The 20,967-nt window shown below is 74.8% G+C and carries 19 protein-coding genes; 18 read left to right on the top strand and 1 reads right to left on the bottom strand.

Going from position 1 to position 20,967, the window contains the following annotated elements:
- The first annotated feature begins 28 nt into the window (after positions 1-28).
- From ACI79B_RS04150 to ligA, 14 genes are all read left to right on the top strand, one after another.
- Complete coding sequence (locus tag ACI79B_RS04150; protein ID WP_456929146.1) at positions 29-841, top strand: ABC transporter ATP-binding protein; 813 nt, start codon at positions 29-31, stop codon at positions 839-841.
- A gap of 59 nt (positions 842-900) precedes the next feature.
- The gene (locus ACI79B_RS04145) at positions 901-1,686 is read left to right on the top strand and encodes an enoyl-CoA hydratase/isomerase family protein (RefSeq protein WP_456929147.1); all 786 of its coding nucleotides are present in this window, start codon (positions 901-903) and stop codon (positions 1,684-1,686) included.
- Between the two features lie 145 nt (positions 1,687-1,831).
- Positions 1,832-2,986 carry an ABC transporter substrate-binding protein gene (locus ACI79B_RS04140; RefSeq protein ID WP_456929148.1) on the top strand — a complete coding sequence of 385 codons (1,155 nt, stop codon included), beginning with the start codon at positions 1,832-1,834 and terminating at the stop codon, positions 2,984-2,986.
- Positions 2,962-3,885, top strand: coding sequence for an ABC transporter permease (locus ACI79B_RS04135; RefSeq protein ID WP_456929149.1), 924 nt, complete (start codon positions 2,962-2,964; stop codon positions 3,883-3,885). The genes ACI79B_RS04140 and ACI79B_RS04135 overlap by 25 nt, the downstream gene beginning before the upstream one ends.
- Positions 3,882-4,775, top strand: coding sequence for an ABC transporter permease subunit (locus ACI79B_RS04130; RefSeq protein ID WP_456929150.1), 894 nt, complete (start codon positions 3,882-3,884; stop codon positions 4,773-4,775). The genes ACI79B_RS04135 and ACI79B_RS04130 overlap by 4 nt, the downstream gene beginning before the upstream one ends.
- Entirely contained in the window at positions 4,772-5,872 is a 1,101-nt protein-coding gene (locus ACI79B_RS04125; protein ID WP_456929151.1) for an ABC transporter ATP-binding protein, read from the top strand. Before ACI79B_RS04130 ends, ACI79B_RS04125 begins: the two co-directional genes overlap by 4 nt.
- Before the next feature lie 19 nt (positions 5,873-5,891).
- Positions 5,892-7,007, top strand: a complete 1,116-nt coding sequence (gene cds1 / locus ACI79B_RS04120; protein WP_456929152.1) for an L-cysteine desulfhydrase Cds1 — start codon at positions 5,892-5,894, stop codon at positions 7,005-7,007.
- 117 nt (positions 7,008-7,124) lie between these two features.
- A complete protein-coding gene (locus ACI79B_RS04115; RefSeq protein WP_456929153.1) occupies positions 7,125-7,904 on the top strand; it encodes an electron transfer flavoprotein subunit beta/FixA family protein in 780 nt (259 codons plus the stop codon).
- A 38-nt stretch (positions 7,905-7,942) separates the two neighbouring features.
- Positions 7,943-8,905 (top strand): electron transfer flavoprotein subunit alpha/FixB family protein, encoded by a 963-nt coding sequence (locus ACI79B_RS04110; protein WP_456929154.1) that lies wholly within the window; start codon positions 7,943-7,945, stop codon positions 8,903-8,905.
- A 139-nt stretch (positions 8,906-9,044) separates the two neighbouring features.
- On the top strand, positions 9,045-10,226 hold the full coding sequence (locus ACI79B_RS04105; RefSeq protein WP_456929155.1) for a cysteine desulfurase family protein: 1,182 nt from the start codon (positions 9,045-9,047) through the stop codon (positions 10,224-10,226).
- A 4-nt stretch (positions 10,227-10,230) separates the two neighbouring features.
- A complete protein-coding gene (gene mnmA / locus ACI79B_RS04100; protein WP_456929156.1) occupies positions 10,231-11,298 on the top strand; it encodes a tRNA 2-thiouridine(34) synthase MnmA in 1,068 nt (355 codons plus the stop codon).
- Between the two features lie 166 nt (positions 11,299-11,464).
- Complete coding sequence (locus tag ACI79B_RS04095) at positions 11,465-13,282, top strand: bifunctional metallophosphatase/5'-nucleotidase (RefSeq protein WP_456929157.1); 1,818 nt, start codon at positions 11,465-11,467, stop codon at positions 13,280-13,282.
- Positions 13,283-13,341: 59 nt separating this feature from the next.
- Positions 13,342-14,370 carry a methionine synthase gene (locus tag ACI79B_RS04090; RefSeq protein ID WP_456929158.1) on the top strand — a complete coding sequence of 343 codons (1,029 nt, stop codon included), beginning with the start codon at positions 13,342-13,344 and terminating at the stop codon, positions 14,368-14,370.
- A 58-nt stretch (positions 14,371-14,428) separates the two neighbouring features.
- Complete coding sequence (ligA, locus tag ACI79B_RS04085) at positions 14,429-16,594, top strand: NAD-dependent DNA ligase LigA (protein ID WP_456929159.1); 2,166 nt, start codon at positions 14,429-14,431, stop codon at positions 16,592-16,594.
- Position 16,595: 1 nt separating this feature from the next.
- Here ligA and ACI79B_RS04080 read toward each other — a convergent pair whose 3' ends face one another.
- The gene (locus ACI79B_RS04080; RefSeq protein ID WP_456929160.1) at positions 16,596-17,264 is read right to left on the bottom strand and encodes an ACT domain-containing protein; all 669 of its coding nucleotides are present in this window, start codon (positions 17,262-17,264) and stop codon (positions 16,596-16,598) included.
- Between the two features lie 185 nt (positions 17,265-17,449).
- On the opposite strand from ACI79B_RS04080, the gene gatC reads away from it, so the two are divergent.
- From gatC to gatB, 4 genes are read left to right on the top strand one after another with little or no spacing between them, the layout of a single operon-like run.
- Positions 17,450-17,779, top strand: a complete 330-nt coding sequence (gene gatC / locus ACI79B_RS04075; RefSeq protein ID WP_456929161.1) for an Asp-tRNA(Asn)/Glu-tRNA(Gln) amidotransferase subunit GatC — start codon at positions 17,450-17,452, stop codon at positions 17,777-17,779.
- Positions 17,776-19,272, top strand: a complete 1,497-nt coding sequence (gatA, locus tag ACI79B_RS04070; protein WP_456929162.1) for an Asp-tRNA(Asn)/Glu-tRNA(Gln) amidotransferase subunit GatA — start codon at positions 17,776-17,778, stop codon at positions 19,270-19,272. The genes gatC and gatA overlap by 4 nt, the downstream gene beginning before the upstream one ends.
- Positions 19,269-19,451 carry a hypothetical protein gene (locus tag ACI79B_RS04065; RefSeq protein WP_456929163.1) on the top strand — a complete coding sequence of 61 codons (183 nt, stop codon included), beginning with the start codon at positions 19,269-19,271 and terminating at the stop codon, positions 19,449-19,451. The genes gatA and ACI79B_RS04065 overlap by 4 nt, the downstream gene beginning before the upstream one ends.
- Entirely contained in the window at positions 19,448-20,947 is a 1,500-nt protein-coding gene (gene gatB, locus ACI79B_RS04060) for an Asp-tRNA(Asn)/Glu-tRNA(Gln) amidotransferase subunit GatB (protein ID WP_456929164.1), read from the top strand. The genes ACI79B_RS04065 and gatB overlap by 4 nt, the downstream gene beginning before the upstream one ends.
- Positions 20,948-20,967 lie beyond the last annotated feature (20 nt).

The raw sequence follows: 20,967 nt of genomic DNA, 5'->3' as shown, positions 1-20,967 counted from the left end.
CAGGCGGGCGGGTTGGTTGGATGGGGTCGTGTCCAGCAGTGCCGCCGTCGGCGGAGCAGAACCGGTCGTCGAGATGCGCGGCGTGGACGTCGTCCGCGGGCAGTCGCACCTGCTGCGGGGGGTGGACTGGCTCGTCCGGCCCGAGCAGCGGTGGGTGGTGCTCGGCCCGAACGGCGCGGGCAAGACGACGCTGCTGCAGCTGGCGGGGGCCCACATGCACCCGACGCGGGGTGAGGTGCGGCTGCTGGGCGAGACGATGGGCGCGGTCGACGTCTTCGAGCTGCGCCCGCGGATCGGCCTGACCAGCGCCGCGCTGGCGCAGCGGATCGAGGCGGGGGAGCGCACCGGCGACGTCGTCCTGTCCGCCGGGTACGCGATCGTCGGCCGCGCGCGGGAGCGCTACGACATCCACGACCTCACCCGCGCCGCGACGCTCATGCAGCAGTGGGGCGTGCAGCGGATCGCGCACCGGCCCTTCGGCACCCTCAGCGAGGGGGAGCGCAAGCGGGTGCAGATCGCCCGCGCGCTGATGCCCGACCCGGAGCTGCTGCTGCTCGACGAGCCCGGCGCGGGCCTGGACCTGGGTGGCCGCGAGGACCTGGTGAGCCGGCTGTCGGACCTCGCCACCTACGTCTACGCCCCGGCGCAGGTGCTGGTCACCCACCACGTCGAGGAGATCCCGCCCGGGTACACGCACGCGCTGCTGCTGCGGCAGGGCGCGGTGGTCGCCTCGGGCCCGCTGGAACAGGTGATCACCGCCGAGCTGCTGTCGGAGACGTTCGGCCTGCCGCTGGCGCTCGAGCGTTCCGACGGCCGCTTCACCGCCCGTCGCCGGGGGTGACCGGCGGCCGTCTGGTTAGGGTCCAGGCGACGACGTCGTCCCCTCGCTGGAGGCCGTGCATGGCAGCGCCCGAGTTCGTGACCCTGTCGGTGGAGGACGGGGTGGGCACGATCCGCCTCGACCGGCCCAAGATGAACGCGATCGACGAGGAGCTGTACACCGAGGTGCGGGCCGCGGCGATCGAGGCGACCGAGCGCGCGGACGTGCGCGCCGTCGTGCTCTACGGCGGGGAGCGGGTGTTCGCCGCCGGCGCCGACATCAAGGCGATGTCGCAGCTGACCGGCTCCTCGATGGTCGCCTGGGGCCGCGAGCTCACCCACAGCTTCACCACCGTCGCCCGCATCCCCAAGCCGGTCATCGCCGCCATCACCGGTTACGCCCTCGGCGGCGGCTACGAGCTCGCCCTGTGCGCCGACTTCCGGGTCATGGGCGCCGGCGCCAAGGTCGGCCAGCCCGAGATCCTGCTCGGCGTCATCCCCGGCGCCGGCGGCACCCAGCGGCTGGCCCGCCTGGTCGGCCCGGCCAGGGCCAAGGACCTCGTCTTCACCGGCCGGCACGTCGGCGCCGAGGAGGCGCTGGAGATGGGCCTGGCCGACGCCGTCGTCCCGGACGCCGAGGTGTACGACACCGCCGTCGCCATGGCGCGCAAGCTCGCCGCCGGGCCGCCGCTGGCGCTGGCCGCGGCCAAGCAGGCGATCGACGAGGGCCTCGACGGGCCGATCGAGCAGGGCCTGGCACTGGAGAGCCGGCTGTTCGCGGAGCTGTTCGACACCGAGGACCAGAAGACCGGGATGCGCTCCTTCCTCGAGAGCGGGCCCGGCAAGGCGACCTTCACCGGCCGCTGACCCCCGGGGTCCGCCGAACGTTCCCCGGACCGTCACCGGAACCGGCCCTGCGGACGGTCCGGTTCTGCCACCATCCGTCGGGCCCCCCGCACGGCGCACCGCCCTGCCGGCCGGGGCCGTCCGACAGCTCCCGAGGAGGACCTCCGTGCGATCCACCCCCACCCTGAGGACCGCGACCGTCCTGGCGGCCGCGACCCTCGTGCTGACCGCCTGCGGCGGCGGCGGCGACGACGGCGGCTCGGGCGGGGGTGGGGGCGGCTCGGACGCGGCCAGTGCCCGCTCCGCCGAGGACCTCGGGGGCATGGACGCCCTCGTCGAGGCCGCGCAGGCCGAGGGCGAGCTCAACGTCATCGCGCTGCCGCCGGACTGGGCGAACTACGGCGAGATCATCTCCGCCTTCGAGGAGGAGTACGGGATCACCGTCAACAGCGCCTCGCCCGACGGGTCCAGCCAGGACGAGCTCAACGCCGTCGAGAGCCAGCGCGGCCAGGACCGGGCCCCCGACGTCCTCGACCTGGGCACCGCCTTCGCCCGGCAGGCGCAGGCCCAGGACCTGCTCGCGCCCTACCAGGTGGAGACCTGGGACGACATCCCCGAGGGCCAGAAGGACCCCGAGGGCCACTGGTACAACGACTACGGCGGCTACATCTCCATCGGCTGCAACGCCACGGTGATCGCCGAGTGCCCGACCAGCTTCGCGGACCTGCTCGACCCGCAGTACGCCGGCCAGGTCGCGCTCAACGGCAACCCGACCCAGGCCGCGGCGGCCTTCTCCGGCGTCTGGGCGGCGTCGCTGGCCAACGGCGGCAGCCTCGACGACATCGGCCCGGGCATCGACTTCTTCGCCCAGGTCAAGGAGGTCGGCAACTTCAACCCGGTCGAGATCACCCCGGCCACCATCCAGAGCGGCGAGACGCCGCTGGCGATCGACTGGGACTACCTCAACGCGGGCCTGACCGGCACCCTCGCCGAGCAGGGCGTCGACTGGCAGGTAGCCGTCCCGTCCGACGGGCTGTTCGGCGGCTACTACAGCCAGGCGATCAGCGCCTACGCCCCGCACCCGGCCGCCGCGCGGCTGTGGCAGGAGTTCCTCTACAGCGACCGCGGCCAGAACCTGTACCTGGCCGGTGGCGCCCGGCCGGTCCGGCTGCCGGTGATGGAGGAGGCCGGGACCGCCGACGCCGAGGCGCTGGCCGCCCTGCCGCCGGTCGAGGGCACCGCGGACTTCCCGACCCAGGAGCAGGAGAGCGCCGCCCAGCAGGTGGTCGCCACCCGGTGGAACCAGGAGATCTCCGGCTGAGCACCGCACCCGCACCCGCCGCGCCGGCGCCCCGCAGGGGGCGCCGGCGCGGCGCGCTGCTGCCCGCGCTGGGCGTCCTGCCGTTCCTGCTCTACGTCGCGCTCTTCCTGCTGCTGCCGGTCGGCGTGCTGGCCGTGGAGGCGTTCCGCGCCACCGACCCGGTCACCTTCGAGGAGAGCTGGTCGACGGCGAACATCGGCACGGTCACCGGCGGCGCCTACGCCCGCGCCTACCTCGGCAGCCTGCAGCTGTCGGCGACCACCGCGGTGCTGGGCGCGGTGCTCGGCCTGGCGCTGGCCTTCGCCGTCGTCGGCACCCGCCGCGGCCGCCTGCTGCGCCGGCTGGTGCTCACCGCCTCGGGCGTGCTGGCCAACTTCGGCGGCATCCCGCTGGCGTTCGCGTTCATCGCCACCATCGGCACCGCCGGCGTCGTCACGGCCCTGCTGACCGACACGCTCGGCCTGTCCGGCTTCTCGCTGTACTCGATGACCGGCCTGGCGGTGGTGTACCTGTACTTCCTCGTGCCGCTGATGGTGCTGACCATCGTCCCGGCGGTCGAGGCGCTGCGGCCGCAGTGGCGTGAGGCCTCCGACGTCCTCGGCGCCAGCCGCTGGCAGTACTGGCGGTACGTCGGCGGGCCCGTCCTGGCCCCGCCGGTGCTCGGCGCCACGATGCTGCTGTTCGCCTCCGCGTTCGCCGCCTACGCCACCGCCAAGGCGCTGGTCGGCTCGAGCCTGCCGCTGGTGACGCTGCAGATCGCCGACTCGCTGTCGAGCAACGTCGTCGTCGGCGCGGAGAACCTCGGCAAGGCGCTGGCCCTGGGGATGGTCGTCCTCGTCGGGCTGGTGATGGTCTTCTACACCTGGGTGCAGCGGCGCACGTCGCGGTGGCTGGCGTGAGCGCGACGACGACCGGGCTGTCCACCGCCGCCGTCGCCGGCGCGGGGGGCGTCGAGCCGGAGACCCCGGTCCGGCCCGCCCGGCGGGGACGGGGGCGGTGGCGGTGGGTGGTGTTCGCCGTCCTCGGCCTGTACTTCCTCGTGCCGCTCGGTGCCTCGGTGTGGTTCACCGTCCGGGGCCGCGACGGGGTCACCGCCGACGCCTACACGAGCATCCCGACCGCCGAGGGGTTCGCCGAGAACTTCGGCCGCTCGCTGCTGCTGGGCGTCCTCACCGTGCTGGTCGCGCTGCTGCTCGTGGTGCCCACGGTGGTGCTCGTGGAGCTGCGGCTGCCGCGGCTGCGCCCGCTGGTCGAGTTCCTCACCCTCGTGCCGCTGCTGCTGCCGCCGATCGCGCTGGTGGTCGGCGTGCGCAGCGTGCTGGCCTGGGCGCCGGACCACTTCTACGGCACCCCGCTCGCCGAGGCGTTCTTCGCGCTCCAGGAGCCGGCGCTGCCGTGGATCCTGGTGCTCGTCTACGTCGTCCTGGCCCTGCCGTTCGTCTACCGGGCGCTCGACGCCGGCGTCCGCGGCGCGCAGCTGCGCACCCTGACCGAGGCAGCCCGGGTGCTCGGCGCCTCGTGGCCGCGGGTGATGGCCTCCGTCGTGCTGCCGGTGCTGCGGACGTCGGTGCTCAACGCCGCCTTCCTCACCCTCGCGCTGGTGCTGGGGGAGTTCACCGTCGCCGCCATCCTCGGCTTCGAGACGTTCCCCACCTGGATCGTGCGCATCTCCGGCTCGCAGCCGCGGCTGTCGGTGGCGGTGTCGGTGCTCTCGCTGCTGCTGACCTGGGTGCTGCTGCTGCTCATCTCCGCGCTGGACCGCCGGCGCCGCGAGGAGGACCCCGCATGACCGCCGTCCGCGCCGCCGCCCCCGCCGACCTCCGGGAGGCACCCGGCGTCGATGTGCGGCTCGAGGGCCTGACCCGCCGCTACGGCTCCGTCCTCGCCCTCGACGGGCTGGACCTGGAGATCGCGGGCGGGGAGTTCCTCGCCCTCCTGGGGCCCTCGGGCTGCGGCAAGACGACGGCGCTGCGCGCGATCGCCGGCTTCGAGGCGCCCGACGCCGGCCGGGTGTGGTTCGACCGCCGCGACGTCACCGGCATCCCGCCGTCGAAGCGTGACGTCGGGATGGTGTTCCAGGCATACAGCCTGTTCCCGAACATGACGGTGGCCGAGAACGTCGCCTTCGGGCTGCGGGTGCGCCGCCGGGGCAGGGAGGAGCGCGCCGGGCGGGCCGCGGAGCTGCTGGAGCTGGTCGGCCTCGCCGACCGCGGGCAGCGCTACCCGCACCAGCTGTCGGGCGGGCAGCAGCAGCGGGTGGCGCTGGCCCGCGCGCTCGCCGTGGCGCCGCAGGTGCTGCTGCTCGACGAGCCGCTGTCGGCGCTCGACGCCCAGGTGCGCGTGCAGCTGCGCGAGGAGATCCGCCGCATCCAGCTGGAGCTGGGCATCACCACCGTGTTCGTCACCCACGACCAGTCCGAGGCGCTGTCGGTGGCCGACCGGGTCGGCGTCATGCGCGCCGGCCGGCTGGAGCAGGTGGCCACCCCCGACGACCTCTACGAGCGCCCGGCGACGGCGTTCGTGGCGGGCTTCGTCGGCACGATGAACCGCATCCCGGCCGTCCTCGGCGACGGCGACGTCGAGTTCCTCGGCGTGCGCCGCGAGGTGCTCGGCGCCGCCCCGCCGTCGGGCCCGGCGTTCGCGCTGGTGCGGCCCGAGGCGCTGGAGGTGGTCGAGGACCCGCGCGGGGTCGGCCGGGTGGTCACCCGCACGTTCTCCGGCGCCACCACGCGGCTGGCGGTCGCGCTGCCCGACGGCGTCGAGGTGCGGGCCGACGTCCCCAGCGCCGGCAGCCAGGGCCTCACGCCCGGGACGGCGGTCACCGTCACCCCGGCCGAGCGCCCCGCCCTGGTCGAGCCCGCGGGGGAGGTCCCGGCCGCCGGCTGAGGTGCACGAGGATGGCCGGGTGAGCGAGCGCCCGAGCCCCGAGGTCACCGACGTCGACCGGTCCGACCCCGCCGGGCGGGCGTGGGTGGAGCGGGCGATCGCCGTCGTCGAGGCCGACGCGGTGCGCAGCGCCGACACCCACCTGCTCGTCTACCCGCTGCCGCCGGAGTGGGGCGTCGACCTCTACCTCAAGGACGAGTCGACCCACCCGACCGGCAGCCTCAAGCACCGGCTGGCCCGCTCGCTGTTCCTGCACGCGCTGTGCTCGGGCTGGATCACCGAGGGCAGCACCGTCGTCGAGGCCTCCAGCGGGTCGACGGCGGTCAGCGAGGCCTACTTCGCCCGGATGCTGGGCCTGCCGTTCGTCGCGGTCATGCCGGCCTCGACCAGCCCGGAGAAGGTCGCGCTCATCGAGTTCGCCGGCGGGCGCTGCCACTTCGTCGACCGCGCCCCCGACGTCTACGACGAGGCGCGCCGGCTGGCCGCCGAGTGCGGCGGGCACTACCTCGACCAGTTCAGCAACGCCGAGCGGGCCACCGACTGGCGCGGCAACAACACGATCGCCGAGTCGGTGTTCGAGCAGATGGCCCTGGAGCGCCACCCGGTGCCGGAGTGGGTCGTCGTCGGGGCGGGCACCGGCGGCACCAGCGCGACCTTCGGCCGCTACCTGCGCTACCGGCGGCACCCCACCCGCCTGGCCGTCGTCGACCCGGAGAACTCGGCGTTCTTCCCCGGCTGGGTGGAGGACGAGCCGGCCTGGACGACGGGGATGCCGTCGCGGATCGAGGGGATCGGCCGGCCGCGGGTCGAGCCGTCGTTCCTGCCGTCGGTGGTCGACCGGATGATCCGCGTCCCCGACGCCGCGTCGCTGGCGGCGGTGCGGCACCTGGAGCGGGTGACCGGGCGGCTGGCCGGCGGCTCGACCGGCACCAACCTGTGGGGCGCGTTCCGGCTGGTCGCGGAGATGGTCGCCGAGGGCCGGACCGGCAGCGTGGTCACCCTGCTCTGCGACGGCGGGGAGCGGTACGCGCACACCTACCACTCCGACGTCTGGGTGGCCGAGCACGGACTGGACCTCGCGCCGTACCGGTCGGTCCTCGAGGAGTTCACCGCCACCGGCCGCTGGACGGCGTGACCGGGCTCACCGGCACCCCGCTCCGCCGCCCCGTTACCCCGCAGTAACCTCCACTATCGGAGCCAGGCGGGCCGCGGCCCGCGTCCCCCATGACCGACTGCGGAGGTAGGTCTGGCGATGAACATCGTCGTTCTGGTCAAGCAGGTCCCCGACTCGGGCACCCAGCGTTCGCTGGACCCGTCGGACAACACCGTCGCCCGCGCCACCGCGGACAACGTCATCAACGAGATCGACGAGTACGCGATCGAGGAGGCGCTGCAGGTCAAGGAGGCGCAGGGCGGTGAGGTCACCGTGCTGACCGTCGGCCCGGGCAGCGCCACCGACGCCATCCGCAAGGCCCTGTCGATGGGCGCGGACAAGGCCGTCCACGTGCAGGACGACGCCATCCACGGCTCGTGCGCGATCCAGACCTCGGCGGTCCTCGCCGCGGCGCTGCAGCAGCTCGAGTACGACCTGGTCCTCATGGGCGCCACGTCGACCGACGGCCAGATGGGCGTCATGCCGGCGCTGCTGTCCGAGCGGCTGGGCATCCCGCAGGTCTCCGGCGCCCGCAAGCTCACCGTCGAGGGCTCGACGGTGAGGGTGGAGCGGCAGACCGACGGCGGCTACTGGGCCCTGGAGGCTCCGCTGCCGGCCATCGTGTCCACCTGGGACACCATCAACGAGCCGCGCTACCCCTCCTTCAAGGGGATCATGGCCGCGAAGAAGAAGCCGGTGGAGAGCCGGTCGCTGGCCGACCTGGGCGTGGACGCCTCGGCCGTCGGCCTCGCCACCGCCACCAGCCAGGTCCTCGACTTCGCCGGCCGCCCGCCGAAGGGCGAGGGCGTCAAGGTCACCGACGAGGGCAACGGCGCCGAGGAGCTCGTGGGCTTCCTCGCCGGCCAGAAGCTCGTCTGACCCGGCCCGGATCGAAGCGAAGAGGAGACTGAACAGCCATGGCAGAGGTCCTGGTCCTCGTCGAGCTGAACCCGGCCGACGGCACCGTCCGCAAGGGCACCCTCGAGGCCCTCACCGCCGCACGCGCGCTGGGTGAGGTCTCGGCGGTCGTCGCCGGCGGCCCCGGCGTCGCCGCCGGCGCCCGCGAGCAGCTCGCCCAGTACGGCGCGGCGAAGGTCTACGTCGCCGAGTCCCCGGAGATCGACGAGTACCTCGTCGCCCCCAAGGCCGAGGTGCTCGCCCAGCTGGTGCAGCAGGCGTCCCCGGCCGCCGTCGTCATCCCGTCCTCCCCGGAGGGCCGGGAGATCGCCGCGCGGCTGGCGCTCAAGACCGGCAGCGGCTTCCTGACCGACGTCAGCGAGATCGCCGCCGACGGCACCGCCACCCAGGTGGTCTTCGCCGGCCAGCAGATCGTCCACTCGAAGGTGACGACCGGCACCCCGGTCTACACGCTGCGCGGCAACTCGGTCACGCCCGAGCCGGCCCCCGCCGCCGGCGAGGAGGTCCCGGTCGAGGTCAGCCTGTCCGACCAGGCGAAGCAGACCCGCGTCGTCGACCGGGTCGTGGAGCAGAAGAGCAACCGGCCCGAGCTGACCGAGGCCTCGATCGTCGTCTCCGGTGGCCGCGGTGTGGCCAGCGCCGAGAACTTCTCGATCATCGAGGCCCTGGCCGACTCGCTCGGCGCCGCCGTCGGTGCCTCGCGTGCCGCGGTCGACTCCGGCTTCTACCCGCACAGCTTCCAGGTCGGGCAGACCGGCAAGACCGTCTCGCCGCAGCTCTACATCGCCGTCGGCATCTCCGGCGCGATCCAGCACCGCGCCGGCATGCAGACCTCGAAGACCATCGTGGCCGTCAACAAGGACCCCGAGGCCCCGATCTTCGAGCTGGCCGACTTCGGCGTCGTCGGCGACCTGTTCCAGGTCGTCCCGGCCGCCACCGAGAAGATCGCCGCCCGCAAGTAGCAGGAGGCCCCCGCTGCAGGGGCCGTTCCAGCACGTCGCCACGGGCGCCGATCCCCTCCGGGGGTCGGCGCCCGTCGCCGTTCCCGGGGTCACCGGCGTCACCCGAGCGGGTCCGTCGTGCGCGACTAACCTGGGCGGAGTGACCTACCTCGACCACGCGGCGACCACGCCGGTGCTCCCCGAGGTCCTGGCCGCGATGACGGAACAGCTCGGCCGGGTGGGCAACGCCTCCTCGCTGCACGCCAGCGGCCGCGCCGCGCGGCGGGCCGCCGAGCAGTCCCGGGAGCGGCTGGCCGAGGCGCTGGGTGCCCGCCCGTCGGAGGTGCTGTTCACCGGGGGTGGCACCGAGAGCGACAACCTCGCGGTGAAGGGCCTGTACTGGGCGCGGCGGGAGGCCGACTCGCGCCGGCGGCGGCTCGTGGTGAGCCCGGCCGAGCACCACGCCGTCCTCGACAGCGCCGAGTGGCTGGCCAAGCACGAGGGCGCGGAGGTCACCTGGCTGCGCCTGGAGCCCACCGGGCGGGTGACGCCGGAGGCGCTGGCCGAGGCGCTGGGCGACGGCTCCGACGTGGCGATGGCCAGCGTCATGTGGGCCAACAACGAGATCGGCACGGTCAGCGACGTCGCCGCGCTGGCGCAGGTCGCCCACGCGGCGGGGGTGCCGCTGCACACCGACGCGGTGCAGGCCGTCGGCCAGGTGCCGGTGGACTTCGCCGCCAGCGGCGTCGACGCGCTCACCATGACCGGCCACAAGCTCGGCGGCCCGATGGGCGCCGGCGTGCTGCTGCTGCGCCGCGACGCGGAGTGCATGCCGCTGCTGCACGGCGGTGGCCAGGAGCGCGACGTCCGCTCGGGCACCCTCGACGTGGCGGCCATCGTCGGCCTCACCGTCGCCGCGACCACCGCCGTCGGGTCCCGGCCCGAGCGCGCCGCCCGGCTGGCCGCGCTGCGCGACCGGCTGGTGGCCGGGGTGCTCGAGCAGGTCCCCGACGCCGAGCTCAACGGCGCCCCGCTGGACGACGTCGTCGCCGGCGGGCCCGGCCGGCTGCCGGGCAACGCGCACCTGTCCTTCCCCGGTGCCGAGGGCGACGCGCTGCTCATGCTGCTCGACGCCCGCGGCATCGAGTGCTCGACCGGGTCGGCGTGCAGCGCCGGGGTGGCCCGGCCCAGCCACGTGCTCACCGCCGTCGGCGCCGACGCCGCGCGGGCCCGCAGCTCGCTGCGGTTCAGCCTGGGCTCGCCGAGCACCGACGCCGACGTCGACGCGCTGCTGGCCGTGATCGCCCCCGTGGTCGAGCGCGCCCGCGGGGCGGGGAGGTAGCGCCGTGCGCGTGCTCGCCGCGATGAGCGGGGGAGTGGACAGCGCGGTCGCGGCGGCGCTGGCGGTCGACGCGGGCCACGACGTCACCGGGGTGCACCTCGCGCTCTCGCCGGACCGGCAGACGCTGCGCAGCGGCGCCCGCGGCTGCTGCAGCGTCGAGGACGCCCACGACGCCCGGCGGGTCGCCGACGAGCTCGGCATCCCGTTCTACGTCTGGGACCTCGCCAAGCGGTTCACCGAGGACGTCGTCGAGGACTTCGTCGCCGAGTACGCCGCCGGGCGCACGCCCAACCCGTGCCTGCGGTGCAACGAGAAGATCAAGTTCACCGCGGTGCTCGACCGGGCGCTGGCGCTGGGCTTCGACGCCGTCGTCACCGGCCACCACGCGCGGCTGGAGGACGGCCGGCTGCGCCGCTCGGTGGACGCGGCCAAGGACCAGTCCTACGTGCTCGGTGTGCTCACGCCCGGCCAGCTGGCGGGGGCGGTGTTCCCGCTGGGCTCGATGACCAAGGACCGGGTGCGCGCGATGGCCGCCGAACGCGGGTTCGCCGTCGCCACCAAGCCCGACTCGCACGACATCTGCTTCATCCCCGACGGCGACACCCGCGGCTTCCTCACCCGGCGGCTGGGGACGGCGCCCGGGCCGGTCGTCGACGCCGCCACCGGCGCCACCGTCGGCACGCACGAGGGCACGCACGGGTTCACCGTCGGGCAGCGGCGCGGGCTGGGCATCGCCGTCGGCGACCAGCGCCCGCGCTACGTGCTGTCGATCGAGCCGGTCTCCCGGACCGTGACGGTGGGGACCGCCGAGCTCGCCGGCGTCGCCGAGGTGCGCACCGGCCGGCCGACGTGGACCGGGGCGGCCCCGGAGCTCCCGCTGCGTGCGGAGGTGCAGCTGCGGGCGCACGCCACCGCCGTCCCGTGCACGGTGACCGCCGGTCCCGACGGCGGCCTGGTCGTCGCGCTCGACGAGGCGCAGCGCGGCGTCGCGCCCGGGCAGTCGGCCGTCCTCTACGCGCCCGACCCGGAGCGGGGCGACCTGGTGCTCGGTCAGGGGACCGTCGCCGGCTGATCGCCCGTCACGCGATCGTCACCGGGAGGACCTGGTGTCGGAACGGTCCGTCACCTACGGTGTCGTCCGAGCCACTTCCCGAGCACGGCTGCGTAGCTCGGCTCACCACCCCCGCCCGGGCCGCCGTCTCCCGGTGGCCCGTTCCGCATGTCCTCCGGAGGACTCCTTGCGCCCAACGCGCTTCTCCCTCGCCGCCGCCGTCGCGGTGGCGACCACGGCCGGTCTCGTGGCCGTCCCGAGCACGGCCCAGGCCGCGCCCAGGCCGTCCGTCCCGGTCCAGCTGATCGCGATGAACGACTTCCACGGGCGGATCACGCCGCAGGGCGGAGCCGACGGCTCCCTGGCCACCGCGCCCGGTCCTGATGGTGCCTACGGCACGACCGACGACGTCACGACCCCGGTCGGCGGCGCCGCGCACGTCGCCGCCACCGTCGACGCGCTGCAGGCACGGTTCGCCGGGCAGAACGGCGGCTCGACCGACTCGTTCTTCGTCGGCGCCGGTGACCTGGTGAGCGCCTCGCCGTTCGAGTCGAGCGTCTACAAGGACGAGCCGACGATCGAGGCCCTCAACGCGATGGGCCTGGACGTGTCCTCCGTGGGCAACCACGAGTTCGACCGGGGCACCGAGGAGCTGCGCCGCATCTCCGGCGCCACCGACGACAGCCACACCGACGACGTCACGGCGTGCGAGGGCGTCGCCGCCGGTGTCGACGGCTGCTTCGGGACCGGCGAGCACGCCTTCCACGGCACGGAGTTCCCGTACCTGGCCGCCAACGTCATCTCCCGGGAGACCGGTGAGCCGATGCTGCCGCCGTACCAGGTCTTCGACGTCGCGGGCGGCCAGAGGATCGCTCTGATCGGCGTCGTCACCGAGACGACCCCGACCATCGTGTCGCCGGCCGGCATCACCGACGTCCGGTTCATCGACGAGGCCGAGGCCGTCAACCGCTGGACGCACGAGCTGAAGAAGCAGGGCATCCGCTCGATCGGTGTCCTGGTCCACGAGGGCGGCGACGTCACCGACCCCACCGCGGCTCCCACGGCCAACGGCTGCACCGGCCTGACCGGCCCGATCGTCGACCTCAACACCCGCATGGACAAGCAGGTCGACTTCATCGTCAGCGCGCACAGCCACGAGACCTACAACTGCCTGCTGCCGGTGCGCGGCAGCGAGCCGCGGCTGGTCACCCAGGCCGGCTTCTACGGTCGTCTGGTCACCGACATCCGGCTGACCATCAACCCGAACACCGGTGACGTCGACCGGCGCGCCACTTACGCCGCGACGAACGTCCCCGTGACGCGCACGGCGACCGACCCCGAGGTGCAGTCGATCGTCGACTACTGGAACGGCCGCTCGGCCGAGGCCCGCAACCGGGTCGTCGGCAGCGCGACGGCGACCATCGGCGCCTCCGGGTCGGCCAACCGGGCCACCGAGCAGCCGATCGTGAACCTGGTCGCCCAGGCCCAGCTCGAGGCGCTGAGCGACCCGGTCTTCGGCGGCCCGGTCATCGGCTTCACCAACCCCGGTGGGGTGCGCACCAACATCGCCGCCGGCGAGGTGACCTACGGCGAGCTCTTCGACGTCCAGCCCTTCGGCAACACGGTCAACGCCCTGACGCTGACCGGCGCCCAGATCGACGACGTCCTCGAGCAGCAGTTCCAGGCCCAGAGCGCCGGGCCGCGCAACAGCCAGCTGATCCTGGGCACCTCGCAGGGCTTCGCCTACACCTACGACCTGGACCTGCCCTACGGCGAGCGGGTGATCGACTCGTCGATCACGCTCAACGGGACGCCGCTCGTGCCGACGCAGGAGTACCGCGTCGTGGCCAACTCGTTCCTCGTCGGCGGCGGTGACGGCTTCACCGCCTTCACCGGCGGCACGAACGTCGCCACCGGTCCGTTCGACGTCGACGCACTGGTCGCGTACTTCGCGACCCGCTCCCCGGTCAGCCCGCCGCCCGCGAACCACAGCACGGCCGTCTGACCGACCGCACCACCCCGGGCCCGGCCGGTCGCGGCGGCGACGGTACTACCGTCGCCGCCGTGGCCACCCCGACCGAGCCCGACCCGACCAGCACCGACCCGAGGCCGGCTCCCGCACCGTGGGGGCCGGCCTCGGGCGTCGGATCGCTGCCCGGCACCGATCCGGCCGAGGCCCTGCGGGTCGTCCTCGGTGAGCTGCCCGGCCTGCCGCACCTGCCCGAGCTGCCCGCCCGCGGCGCGGGTGCCGACCTGCTCGGCCGCAGTGCCGCCCTCCTCGTCGACCTCGCCGTCGACCTGACCCCCGCCGGCTGGCGCCTCGTGCCGCGCCCCGGCCGGGACCTGCGCCGCGCGCAGGAGTTCCTCGCCCGCGACCTCGACGCCCTCCACGACGTCGCCGGCGACCACCGCGGCCCGTTCAAGGTGCAGGCCGCGGGGCCGTGGACGCTGGCCGCCGGTCTCGAGCGGGAGCGCGGCGAGCGGGCCGTCGTCGACGCCGGGGCCCGGCGCGACCTCGGGCAGTCGCTGGCCGAGGGCATCGCCGCGCACGTCGCCGCCGTGACCGCGCGGGTGCCCGGCGCGGAGGTCGTCGTCCAGCTCGACGAGCCCTCGCTGCCGGCGGTCCTGCAGGGCGCGCTGCCGACGGCCAGCGGCTTCGGCCGGCTGCCCGCCGTCGCCGCGCCCGACGTCGAGGCGGAGCTCGCCGCCGTCGTGGCCGCGCTGCCCGGCCCCGTGGTCGTGCACTGCTGCGCGAACCGGGCGCCGCTGGACCTGCTGCGCGCCGCGGGCGCGGCCGGGCTGTCGTTCGACCTCGGGCTGGTCCAGGACCTCGACGCCGTCGGCGCCGCCGTCGAGGCCGGCACCCACCTGCTGCCCGGCGTCGTCCCCGGGACCGACGCGCCGCTACCCGCGCCGAAGGCCACCGCCTCGCGGCTGCGCGCCTGGTGGCGCGAGCTCGGTTTCCCGGCCGAGACGCTGCACGAGGCGGTCACCCTCACCCCGGCGTGCGGCCTGGCCGGCGCCAGCCCCGCCCACGCGCGGGCGGCGATGGCCCACGTCCGCGAGGCCGCGCGGTACCTGCTGCCCGAGTGACCGACACCCGATCGGGCGGACCGGCGTCGGAGTCACACCCGGCGGATACCGTGCCCGCGTGAGCACGGACGCCGAGCTGGACACCCCGCAGGTCGCCGCGGTCGCCGACCGGGAGGACCTCACCGAGGTCCCCGACGACGCGCGCACGCGTCACCGCGACCTGTCCGAGGAGCTCGACCGCTACGCCTTCGCGTACTACGTGCGCGACGAGCCGCTGGTCAGCGACGGGCAGTACGACGCGCTCATGGGGGAGCTCAAGGCCGTCGAGGCGGCGCACCCGGCGCTGGTGACGCCGGACTCGCCGAGCCAGAAGGTCAACGGCGGGTTCGCCGCCACCTTCGCGCCGGTGCAGCACCTCGAGCGCATGCAGAGCCTGGACAACGTCTTCGACAGCGACGAGCTGGCGGCCTGGGCCGCCCGGGTGGAGCGCGAGGTCGGCACCGGCGCCCGCTACCTGTGCGAGCTCAAGATCGACGGCCTGGCGGTCGCGCTGCTCTACGAGCGCGGGCGTCTGGTCCGCGCCGCCACGCGGGGCGACGGCGTCACCGGCGAGGACGTCACCGCCAACGTCCGCACCATGCAGGACGTCCCGCAGCAGCTGACCGGCGAGGACCTCCCCGCGCAGCTGGAGGTCCGGGGGGAGATCTACTTCCCGGTCGCCGCCTTCGCCGACCTCAACGCGAGCATGGTCGAGCAGGGCAAGGCCCCGTTCGCCAACCCGCGCAACGCCGCCGCCGGCTCGCTGCGGCAGAAGGACCCGCGGATCACCGCCTCCCGGCCGCTGCGGATGATCGTGCACGGGCTCGGCGTGCACGACGGCTGGCAGCCGGAGAACCAGTCCGAGGCCTACGCCCGGCTGCGGGAGCTCGGCCTGCCCACCAGCGACCGTTTCGAGGTGGTCGACGACCTCGAGGGCGTCCGGGCCTACATCGAGCGCTACCGCGAGCAGCGGCACTCGGTGGAGCACGAGATCGACGGCGTCGTCGTCAAGGTCGACCAGATCGCCCTGCAGCGGCGGATGGGGTCCACCTCGCGGGCGCCGCGGTGGGCGACCGCGTTCAAGTACCCGCCGGAGGAGGCCACCACCGAGCTCCTCGACATCCGGGTCAACGTCGGGCGCACCGGCCGCGTGACGCCGTTCGCCTACATGGAGCCGGTCAAGGTCGCGGGCTCCACCGTGCAGCTGGCCACGCTGCACAACGCCAGCGAGGTCAAGCGCAAGGGGGTGCTCATCGGCGACACCGTCGTCATCCGCAAGGCCGGCGACGTCATCCCCGAGGTCCTCGGGCCGGTGGTCGCCGCGCGCACCGGCGACGAGCGCGAGTTCGTCATGCCGACGCACTGCCCCGAGTGCGGCACCGAGCTGCGGCACGAGAAGGAGGGCGACGCCGACATCCGCTGCCCCAACGCGCGGTCCTGCCCCGCGCAGCTGCGGGAGCGGGTGTTCCACGTCGCCGGGCGCGGGGCCTTCGACATCGAGGTGCTCGGCTACGAGGCCGCGGTCGCGCTGCTGGCCGAGCACCTGCTCGAGGACGAGGGCGACGTCTTCGACCTGACCGAGGAGAAGCTCTGCCGCACGTCCTTCTTCACGAAGAAGGACGGCACCCTGTCGGCGAACGGGCAGCGGCTGCTGGCCAACCTGCAGGTGCGCAAGGACGTCCCGCTGTGGCGGGTGCTGGTCGCGCTGTCGATCCGGCACGTCGGCCCGACCGCCGCGCAGGCGCTGGCCCGGGACTTCCGCTCGCTGGACCGGATCGCCGAGGCGTCGGAGGAGGAGCTCGCCGCCGCCGACGGCGTGGGCCCCACCATCGCCCGCTCGGTGCGCGACTGGTTCGCCGTCGACTGGCACCGCGAGGTCGTGGAGAAGTGGCGCCGGGCCGGCGTGAAGCTGGCCGACGCCGGCGAGGACGCCCCGCCCGGGCCGCTGACCGGCGTCACCGTCGTCGTCACCGGCTCGCTGCGGGACTACAGCCGCGACCAGGCGATCGCCGCGATCCAGGAGCGCGGCGGCAAGGTGACCGGCTCGGTGTCGAAGAAGACCGGGTTCGTGGTGGTCGGTGCCGACCCCGGCAGCAAGTACGACAAGGCCGTGCAGGTCAAGGCGCCGATCCTCGACGACGACGGCCTGCGCGTGCTGCTCGAGCAGGGGCCCGAGGCCGCCCGCGCCGCCGCGACCATCGGCGACGGGAGCGAGCCGGCGGGGAGTGAGCCGGCGGGGGAGTGAGTCAGGCCGGCGGCAGGTGGGCGACGCTCGCCGCGATCCCGGTCAGGTGGGTCAGCCGCAGCAGCTCGGAGCGGCGGTAGGCGGGCCCGCCCGAGCGCCCCAGGACGACGGCGGTGCGCGGGTCGCCGAAGGGCGCGGCCATCATCTCGACGGCCAGGTCCCGCCAGCGCTCGGGCAGCCAGTCGTCCTCGCTGGGCAGCAGCCGGGGCGAGGCCAGCGGCAGCCACGGCAGCCGCATGCCCTCGAACGCCGGCGCCGCGTCGGAGGCGGCCAGCGCCTCGCAGCCGCCGTCGTCGCCGGCGTGCAGCACCGCGGCCCAGCCGCTGTGGAACACCCGCGGGAGCTCCGCGGCCAGCAGCTTGACCGCGGTGCCCTCGGCGGCCCGGGCCAGCCCCTCGAGCAGGTCGAGCTCGCGGTGGGTGTCCAGCGGCCCGGCGAACGGGCGCAGCGCCTCCACCTGCACGCCGGGCACCGACTGCACGGCGGTGATCAGGCTGTCGGGGAGCCGGCCGGGCGGGAGGTCGACCACGACGTCGTCGACGGCGACACCGTTGCCGCGCTCGAGCACGTCGAGCGAGACGATGTCGACGCCCGCCGTGCCCAGGGCGGTGGCCACGGCGCCGAGCAGACCGGGGCGGTCGGGCACGACCAGGCGCAGGAGATAGGACACGGGTGCCTCCGCAGGCGACGAGGTGAGCCGATCTCCGTCGATCGTGGTCGCAGCAGCTTCCCGCATGCGCGGCCCGCGGTCGAGCACCGCGCCCGGCCGGACCGGCCCCGCACCCGCCCCACGTACAGTGAACAGGTTGCGTCCCTGGCGCCGGCCGGCGCCGACGACAGGAGTCCTCCCCGAGCATGAGCCCCACCACGCCCGACCGCGGAGCGTCACCCGCCCTCGGCCGCCAGGACATCGCGCACCTCGCGCGACTGGCCCGGCTGGCCGTCACCGACGAGGAGCTCGACCGCTTCGCCGGCCAGCTGGGCGCGGTCCTCGACGCGGTGGCCCAGGTGCAGCGCGCCGACGTCGAGGACGTCGCCCCGATGACCCACGCCGTCCCGCTGACCAACGTGCTGCGCGACGACGTCGCCACCCCGTGCCTGCCGCGCGACGCCGTCCTGGCCGGCGCGCCCGCCGCCGAGGACGACCGCTTCCGCGTGCCGCGCATCCTGGGGGAGGAGGAGTGAGCGACCTCACCGCGCTGCCGGTCACCGCGCTGCAGAGCGCGCTCGCCGCCGGCGAGACCTCCGCCGTCGAGGTCACCCGCGCCCACCTGGACCGGATCGCCGCCGAGGACGGCGACCTCGGCGCCTACCTGCACGTCGACGCCGAGGCCGCGCTGCAGCGGGCCGGCGAGATCGACGCCTCGGGCACCGCCGGCACCGGCCTGGCCGGCATCCCGGTGGCGCTCAAGGACGTCTTCGTCACCGAGGGCGTGCCCACCACCAGCGGCTCGCGGATCCTCGAGGGCTGGCGCCCGCCGTACTCGGCCACCGTCGCCACCCGGCTGCACGAGGCCGGCACGGTGCTGCTCGGCAAGACCAACATGGACGAGTTCGCGATGGGCTCGTCCACCGAGAACTCCGCGTACCAGGTCACCCGCAACCCGTGGGACCGCGACCGCATCCCCGGCGGCTCGTCGGGCGGCTCCAGCGCCGCGGTCGCCGGCCGGCTCGCCCCGTTCGCGCTCGGCACCGACACCGGCGGCTCGATCCGCCAGCCCGCCGCGGTCACCGGCCTGGTCGGCCACAAGCCCACCTACGGCTCGGTGTCCCGCTACGGCCTGATCGCGTTCTCCTCCAGCCTGGACCAGGCCGGCCCGATGGCCCGTACGGTCATGGACGCCGCCCTGCTGCACGAGGCGATCGGCGGCCACGACCCGCGCGACTCCACGAGCATCGACGCCCCGGTGCCCACCGTCGTCGAGGCCGCCCGCCGCGGCGCCGGCGGCGACCTGTCCGGCCTGCGGGTCGGCGTCGTCCGGGAGCTGGGCGGCGAGGGCGCGCGCGAGGGCTACGACGCGGGCGTGCTCGAGCGGTTCGCCGAGGCGGTCGCGCTGCTGGAGGCCGCCGGCGCCGAGGTGCGCGAGGTGTCCTGCCCCTCGTTCGGGCTGGCGCTGCCGGCGTACTACCTGATCGCGCCGAGCGAGGCGTCGTCGAACCTGGCCCGGTTCGAGGGCATGCGGTTCGGCATCCGGGTCGGCGACGACGGCACCCGCGACATCGACGAGGTCATGGCGCTCACCCGCGAGCAGGGCTTCGGCGCCGAGGTCAAGCGCCGGATCATCCTCGGCACCTACGCGCTGTCGGCGGGCTACTACGACGCCTACTACGGCCAGGCGCAGAAGGTCCGCTCGCTGATCACCCGCGACTTCTCCGCCGCCTTCGACGGCGGCGTCGACGTGCTGGTCAGCCCGACCAGCCCGACGGTGGCCTGGCCGCTGGGCGCCCGCGTCGACGACCCGCTGGCCATGTACGCCGCCGACCTGTGCACGCTGCCCGCGAGCCTGGCCGGCGTCCCGGCCATCTCGGTGCCGTGCGGGCTGTCCGAGGGGCTGCCGGTCGGCCTGCAGGTGATGGCGCCGGCACTGTCCGACGACCGCTGCTACCGCGTCGCCGCCGCCGTCGAGGCCGCCCAGGGCGCGCCGCTCGCCGACCGGCTCCCGGAGCGTGCCGCGTGAACGGCGCGCTCAAGGCCGCCTGGGGGCTGACCGCGTTCGTCATCCTCGCCGGACTGGTGCTGTGGCTGACCACCGGCCGGGCCGTCTTCGCCGTCTTCATCGTCCTGGGCGTGCTGACCGGCCTCGGTGCCTGGGTCACCGGCCGCAGCACCACCCCGAAGGGAGGGCCCACCCCGTGACCGAGTCCCTCGTCGACTTCGACGACGTCCTCACCCGCTACGAGCCGGTGATCGGCCTGGAGACCCACGTCGAGCTGGGCACCGAGTCGAAGATGTTCTGCGGCTGCTCGACGACGTTCGGCGCCGAGCCCAACACCCAGACCTGCCCGGTCTGCCTCGGCCTGCCCGGCTCGCTGCCGGTGGCCAACGCCGCCGCCGTCGAGTCGACCATCCGGATCGGCCTGGCCCTCGGCTGCCGGATCGCGTCCTGGTCGCGCTTCGCCCGGAAGAACTACTTCTACCCGGACATCCCGAAGGGCTTCCAGACCAGCCAGTACGACGAGCCGCTGTGCACCGCCGGGCACCTCGACGTCGAGGTCGACGGCGAGACCTACCGCGTGGAGATCGAGCGGGTGCACCTCGAGGAGGACACCGGCAAGAACCTGCACGTCGGCGGCGCCACCGGCCGCATCCACGGCGCCGACCACTCCCTGGTCGACTTCAACCGGGCCGGCATCCCGCTGGTGGAGATCGTCACCCGGCCCGTCGCGGGCGCCGGCGCGAAGGCCCCCGAGGTCGCCCGCGCCTACGTCACCGAGCTGCGCGAGATCATCCAGACCCTCGGCGCCTCGGACGTGCGGATGGAGCAGGGCAGCCTGCGCTGCGACGTGAACACCTCACTGGCGCCGATCGGCAGCCTGGAGTGGGGCACCCGCACCGAGACCAAGAACGTCAACTCGCTGCGGTCGGTGGAGCGGGCGGTGCGCTACGAGATGCGCCGCCAGGCCGCCGTCCTCGACGCCGGCGGGCGGGTGCTGCAGGAGACCCGGCACTTCCACGAGGACACCGGCAGCACCTCGCCGGGCCGCAGCAAGGAGGAGGCGACCGACTACCGGTACTTCCCCGAGCCCGACCTCGTGCCGCTCGCGCCCGACGCCGAGTGGGTGGAGAAGCTGGCCGCCGGGCTGCCCGAGCTGCCCGCAGCCCGCCGCCGCCGGCTGCAGGAGGAGTGGGGCCTGTCGGCCACCGAGATGACCTGGCTGGTCAACGCCGGGGCGCTCGGGCTGGTCGAGCAGACCGTCGCCGCCGGCGCCACGCCGGCCGACGCCCGCAAGTGGTGGCTGGGCGAGCTCGCCCGCCGGGCCAACGACGCCGGCGTCGAGCTCGCCGACCTCGCCGTCACCCCGGCCCAGGTCGCCGAGCTCACGACGCTGGTCGCCGAGGGCACGGTCAACGACAAGCTGGCCCGGCAGGCGCTCGACGGCGTCCTGGCCGGCGAGGGCGACCCGCGCGCCGTCGTCGAGGCCCGCGGCCTGGCGGTGATGGGGGAGTCCGACGAGCTCGTCGCCGCCGTCGAGGCCGCGATCGCCGGCGCCCCCGACGTCGTGGAGAAGGTGCGCTCGGGCAAGGTCCAGGCGCTCGGCGCGCTGGTCGGGCAGGTCATGAAGGCCACCCGCGGCCAGGCCGACGCCCCGACCGTGCGGCGGATGCTCGAGGAGCGCGTCCTCGGCAGCTGATGCCGGGCACCCCCGCGGAG

It is taken from the genome of Geodermatophilus sp. SYSU D00879, from assembly GCF_054050375.1.
Note: the sequence above shows the minus strand (reverse complement) of the source record. Positions and strands in the feature narration are given on the sequence as shown.